The 5,932-nt window shown below is 69.3% G+C and carries 5 protein-coding genes; 4 read left to right on the top strand and 1 reads right to left on the bottom strand.

Going from position 1 to position 5,932, the window contains the following annotated elements:
* Positions 1-680 (top strand): crotonase/enoyl-CoA hydratase family protein (locus VL973_RS02715; RefSeq protein ID WP_325282494.1); only part of this gene is annotated, 680 nt, incomplete at its 5' end.
* Here VL973_RS02715 and fsa read toward each other — a convergent pair.
* On the bottom strand, positions 665-1,318 hold the full coding sequence (gene fsa / locus VL973_RS02710) for a fructose-6-phosphate aldolase (protein ID WP_325282493.1): 654 nt from the start codon (positions 1,316-1,318) through the stop codon (positions 665-667). The genes VL973_RS02715 and fsa overlap by 16 nt on opposite strands.
* A gap of 143 nt (positions 1,319-1,461) precedes the next feature.
* Here fsa and VL973_RS02705 point away from each other — a divergent pair, with 143 nt between their 5' ends.
* The 3 genes from VL973_RS02705 to VL973_RS02695 form a co-directional block, all read left to right on the top strand.
* Positions 1,462-2,883, top strand: coding sequence for a diguanylate cyclase domain-containing protein (locus VL973_RS02705; RefSeq protein WP_325282492.1), 1,422 nt, complete (start codon positions 1,462-1,464; stop codon positions 2,881-2,883).
* Positions 2,884-2,920: 37 nt separating this feature from the next.
* Complete coding sequence (locus VL973_RS02700) at positions 2,921-5,092, top strand: primosomal protein N' (protein WP_325282491.1); 2,172 nt, start codon at positions 2,921-2,923, stop codon at positions 5,090-5,092.
* Between the two features lie 71 nt (positions 5,093-5,163).
* Positions 5,164-5,932: S1C family serine protease (locus VL973_RS02695; protein WP_325282495.1), on the top strand; the 769-nt coding region annotated here is incomplete at its 3' end.

Genomic DNA, 5,932 nt, shown 5'->3' with positions numbered 1-5,932 from the left:
CGATCGACCGGCTGGGCGCGATGGCCGATGTGCGCGCGGTCGTGCTGTCGGGCGCGGGTCGCGGCTTTTGCGCGGGGCTGGACATGGCCAGCATGGCGGGCGGCGTCGGGGCGGCGCTGAACGATCCGGTGCACGGCATCGCCAATCGTTATCAGCAGGTGGCGTGGGGGTGGCGGACGCTGCCCATGCCGGTCGTCGCCGCGCTGCACGGCCCGGTGCTGGGCGGCGGGCTTCAGATCGCCGGCGGCGCCGACATCCGCATTGCCGCACCCGATGCCCGGTTGTCGGTCATGGAGCTGAAATGGGGCATCGTCCCCGACATGGGCGGCCATGCGCTGTGGCGCGGCGTGGTGCGCGCCGACGTGCTGCGCGAATGCACCTATACCGCCCGCCAGTTCGATGGAGCGGAGGCTGAGCGGCTGGGCTTCGTCACGCGCATTGCCGCCGATCCGCTGACGGAAGCGATGGCGACCGCGCGCACGATCGCGGCGCAAAACCCCGACGCGATCCGCGCCGCAAAACGACTGGCGGCGCTGATGACCGCGCCGGACGCGGGAGCGATCCTCGCCGCCGAAGCGCGCGAGCAGGCCGCATTGATCGGCAGCGCGAACCAGATGGAGGCGGTGCGCGCGGCCCTGTCGAACCGCGCGCCCGTCTTTGTCGATCAGCCGATCGTCTGACCCGTCTTGGCCCAGTCGGCCAGGAAGCCTTCGATGCCCTTGTCGGTCAACGGGTGCTTGACCAGTTGCTTGATGACCGAAGGGGGCGCGGTCATCACGTCGGCGCCGATCTTGGCGGCTTCCAGCACATGGATCGGGTGGCGGACACTCGCGACCAGAATTTCGGTGTCGAAAGCGTAATTATCGTAAATCTGGCGGATGTCGGCGATCAACTGCATTCCGTCGAAGCCGTTGTCGTCGTGACGACCAACGAACGGCGAGATGAAGGTCGCGCCCGCCTTGGCCGCCAGCAGCGCCTGGTTAGCCGAGAAGCACAGGGTGACATTGACCATCGTGCCATCGTCGCTCAACGCCTTGCACGTCTTGAGGCCGTCGATCGTCAGCGGCACCTTGATCGTCACATTGTCGGCGATCTTGCGGAGAATCTCGGCCTCACGCATCATTTCGGCATGGTCGAGCGCGACCACTTCGGCCGAAACGGGACCGTCGACCAGCCCGCAGATCTCACGCGTCACTTCGATGAAATCGCGGCCCGCCTTGGCGATCAGCGACGGATTGGTGGTCACGCCGTCGAGCAGGCCGGCCTCGGCCAGCTCGCGGATATCGTCGACGTTAGCGGTATCGGCGAAGAACTTCATCGGAGCACCTCTTGCGCGGAAATTGGTCGCGCGCGCCTTACCGGCTCGCGCTGGTTCCGTATAGTGCGAACACTGCCCCCAAGTGGTTCGTCGCGCCCCTTACCAGCTGTTAACCGACGCGCCCTTAGCCCAGGCCGATGACCATGAGCGATCCCGATGAAGAGGCGCGCCGGATCGAGGTGTTGCGCGCGCTGGACCTGATCGATCAGGCACCGGGGGAGGAACTGGACGCGCTCGCCGCGCTGGCCGCGCGGCTGATCGGCGCGCCGATGGGCGCGGTCACGCTGATCGATTCGCGCGAACAGCACATCATCGGCCGCCACGGCACCGATGCCGGCGTCATCCCGCGCGAGGACAGTTTCTGTCACCACACGATCGGCCAGAGCACGGTGATGGTGGTGCCCGACGCGCGCCAGGATAGCCGTTTTGCCCACGGCCCGCTGGTGCGCGACGGCGGCATCCGCTTTTACGCCGGTGCGCCGATCGCCGCCGATGCGGGGGATGCGGGCCGCGCGACGATCGGCGCGCTGTGCGTGTTCGGGCCGCAGCCACAGACGATCGATGCCGACCAGCTGGCTACGCTGTCGGGGCTGGCGCGCCTGGCCGAACGCGTGATCGAGGCGCGCAGCGCCGCCCGACGCGCGCTGGTGCTGGCGCAACAGGCGCACGCCCAGGCCGTGGTGCTGCGGCGACAGGAACAGACATTCCGTCAGGCGGAGCGTCTGGCGATGATCGGCGCCTTTCGATACGAACCGGTCGCCGCGACACTTGAATGGTCCGATGGCGTGCGCCGCATCCACGATGTCGGGCACGACTTTGCCCCGTCGCTGCCCGGCGCGCTCGATTTCTATCCTCCGCACGCCCGCGCGCAGGTGTCCGAATCACTCGCCCGGTCGCTGCAAACCGGCACGCCGTTCGACTTTGAGACCGATTTCGTCACGGCGACCGGACGCCAGTTGCGGGTTCGCGCGCGCGGCGAAGTGGAGCAGGAAGGCGGCATCGTTACCGCGCTGAACGGCGTGTTTCAGGACGTGACGACGCGCTGGCTGATGGAACAGCAACTGCGGCGGTCGGCCCATGTCGACGCGCTGACCGGCATCGCCAATCGGGCCGGCTTTGACGAGCGGCTGGACGAAGCGCTGGCCCGCGCGCGCGACACCGGCAGCACGCTGGCGTTGGTGCTGATCGATCTGGACGGATTCAAGGCGGTGAACGACACCCACGGCCATGTCATCGGCGACGATGTGCTGCGCGCCTATGGCCAGCGACTGCGCGCCGAATGGCTGGCCGACATCTATCCGGCAAGGCTGGGCGGCGACGAATTCGCGCTGATCGTCGAGGGCGCGGCGACTCGCGACCTGTCTGCGCGGATCGACCGGCTGCTCGATCATCTGGCGCGGCCGATCGCGCTCGGGCCGGTCAACCTGACCTGCGCCGGGACGATCGGCTGGGCGCGGCACCAGCCGGGCATGGACCGGGTGCGCGACCTGCTCCACGCCGCCGACACCGCGCTTTACCAGGCGAAGCGCGAACGGCGCGGCACCGCGCGCGCCGCCAGCGCCTGACCCTTTCCTTCGTCGCCGCAACCGCTACCTAGGGGCCATGCCAGGGCAGCGCAGCCGCGTCATCGTCATGAACTCCGCGCTCGGCCCGCTCGATTACCGGGTGCCTGCGGGTATGGCGGTCGAGCCGGGGTCGATCGTCGTCGCCCCGCTCGGGCCGCGCCAGTTGCTGGGCGTCGCGTGGGAGGCCGATCGCCTGCCCAGCGAGGAAGTGGGCGACAACCGGCTCCGCAACCTGATCGCGGTGGCCGATGTGCCGCCCATCCCCGCCCCCTTGCGCCGCCTGATCGAATGGACCGCCGATTATTATCTGGCCCCGCTCGCCAGCGTGGTCCGCATGGCGTTGCCGTCCAGCTCGGCGCTGGAGGGAGTGAAGCTGGCGGTCGAATATCGCGCGACGGGCCAAATGCCCGACCGGCTGACGCCGCAGCGCGAACAGGCGCTGGCGCGGATCGGCGACCGGCAGGGGCTGGTGCGTGAACTGGCGACGATCGCCGACGTGTCCGACGCGGTGATTCGCGGGCTGGTCAAGACCGGCGCGATCGAGGCGGTGGAGGTCGACATCGACCTGCCCTATCCCGCGCCCGACGCCGATCATGCCCCGCCCGCTTTGTCCGCCGATCAGGCCGAAGTCGCCGCCACCTTGCGCGCGGCGGTGGCGGCGCGCGCGTTCCAGCCCTTCCTGCTCGACGGCGTGACCGGATCGGGCAAGACCGAAACCTATTTCGAGGGCGTGGCACAGGCGCTCGCCGCCGGGCGGCAGACGCTGGTGCTGCTCCCCGAAATCGCGCTGACCGAACCGTTCCTGAAACGCTTCCACGCCCGTTTCGGCTGTCAACCTGTTGCATGGCATTCCGACCTGCGCCAGTCGCAGCGCCGCCGCGCGTGGCGCGCCATCGCCAGCGGACAGGCAAAGGTGGTGGTCGGCGCGCGGTCCGCGCTGTTCCTGCCCTATCCCGACCTGGGCCTGATCGTCGTGGACGAGGCGCACGAGACCAGCTTCAAGCAGGAAGACGGCGTGCATTATCACGCCCGCGACGTTGCGGTGATGCGCGGGCTGTTCGAACAATGCCCCGTCGTGCTGGCGACCGCGACCCCGGCGATCGAGACGCGGCAGCAGGTGGCGCTGGGCCGCTATGCCGAACTGAAGCTGCCGGGCCGGTATGGCGCCGCGCAGATGCCCGCGATTGAGGCCATCGACCTGCTCCGCGACCCGCCGCCGCGCGGTCGCTGGATCGCCCCCACCCTGTCGCGCGCGATCGACGACACGCTGGAGCGCAGCGAGCAGGCGTTGCTGTTCCTCAACCGGCGCGGCTATGCGCCGCTGACCTTGTGCCGAACCTGCGGCCACCGTTTCCAGTGTCCCAACTGCACGGCCTGGATGGTCGAGCACCGGCTGATCCGGCGGCTGGCCTGTCATCACTGCGGCCATGTCCTGCCCACCCCGCGCGCCTGCCCGGAATGCAAGGAGGAGGAATCGCTGGTCGCCTGCGGTCCCGGTGTCGAGCGGATCGCGGACGAAGCCGCGGCGCTGTGGCCCAACGCGCGCATCGCCGTCGTCACGTCCGACACCATCTGGTCCCCAGCCAAGGCCGCCGAGTTCGTCGCACGGATGGAAGCGCGGGAAATCGACATCGTCGTCGGCACGCAGTTGATTACCAAGGGCTATCACTTCCCCGACCTGACGCTGGTGGGCGTGATCGACGCCGACCTGGGTCTGTCGGGCGGCGATTTGCGCGCGGCAGAGCGCAGCTTCCAACAGATCATGCAGGTCGCCGGGCGCGCCGGGCGGGGGGAAAAGCCCGGCCGTGTCTATATCCAGACGCACGACCCGCGCGCGCCCGTCATGCAGGCGCTGGTGTCGGGCGACGCCGAGAGCTTTTACGAGGCGGAGACCGAGGCGCGGCGCGATGCCGATGCGCCGCCATTCGGCCGCTTCGCCGCGATCATCGTGTCGAGCGAGGACAAGGACGCCGCGCACGACACCGCCCGCGCCATCGGCCGCGCCGCGCCGCGGGTGGAGGGGATGGACGTATTCGGCCCCGCCCCCGCGCCGCTCGCCATGCTGCGCGGCCGCCACCGCTTCCGCTTGCTGGTCCATGCGCGCCGGGTCTTTCCGGTGCAGGACGCCATTCGCGACTGGCTGGGCGGCGTCGACTGGCCGGCAAGGGTGCGCGTCGCGGTCGATGTCGACCCCTATAGTTTCGTGTGACCCCCTTGAACGCCGGCCATGCATGGCGGATGTGTAAGGTTCACCCTGCCGGAGCCTGTTTCTTGACGCGCATGTTGATCCTGCTGGCGATGCTGGTCGTCGCCATCGCCCCTGCCCGCGCCGACGACATCTCCGCCGCCGCGCGCGGGGTGGTGCGGGTGGTGACGGTGGCGATGGTCGATGACGAAGTGGTCGATTTCGGCCACGGATCGGGCTTTGCCGTTGCGCCGAACCGCGTCGTCACCAACGCCCATGTCGTCGAACTGGCGGCGCGATACCCGGATAATGTCGTCGTCGGCGTGGTGCCGAGCGAAGGCGAGCGGTCGGTGCAGGGCCGCCTGATTGCGGTCGATCCCGCGCGCGACCTGGCGCTGATCGAATTCGGCGAAGTGCGCCTGCCGCCGCTCACGCTCTATACCGGCGCGGTGGAGGATGGTCAGGCGCTGGTGTCGCTGGGCTATCCGGGCAATGTCGACCTGGCGACCGCGCAGTCCGCCGCCGACTTCATCCGCCCGCAATCGCCGGTGCGAAGCCAGGGCAATTATTCCGGCGTGCGCTCGCTTGGCGGGACACAGGTGCTGCTGCACACCGCCGGGATCGCGCGGGGCAATTCGGGCGGGCCGCTGCTCGACGCGTGCGGGCGCGTGCTGGGCGTCAATTCGGCGATCACGCGCGCCGATGACGGCGATGCCGGGTTCGGCTTTGCCATCGCCGATGCCGAATTGATGGCGTTCCTTCGTGAAGCGGGCCAGTCGGTCGCCGGGGTGGCGACGCCGTGCACCAGCATCGAGGCGCAACTGGCCAGCGAACGCGACGCCGATGCCCGCGCGGCGCAGGCCG

Origin of the sequence: Sphingomonas sp. (genome assembly GCF_035490575.1) — a bacterium.
Classification (GTDB): Bacteria; Pseudomonadota; Alphaproteobacteria; order Sphingomonadales; family Sphingomonadaceae; genus Sphingomonas.
The sequence above is the reverse complement of the archived record's forward strand: the minus strand, read 5'-3'. Positions and strand labels throughout refer to the sequence as shown.

Excerpts from the sequence above, each read along its gene's own strand:
- VL973_RS02705 (WP_325282492.1), top strand. The coding sequence starts at position 1,462 with ATGAGCGATCCCGATGAAGAGGCGCGCCGGATCGAGGTGTTGCGCGCG.
- fsa (WP_325282493.1), bottom strand. The coding sequence starts at position 1,318 with ATGAAGTTCTTCGCCGATACCGCTAACGTCGACGATATCCGCGAGCTG.
- VL973_RS02700 (WP_325282491.1), top strand. The coding sequence starts at position 2,921 with ATGCCAGGGCAGCGCAGCCGCGTCATCGTCATGAACTCCGCGCTCGGC.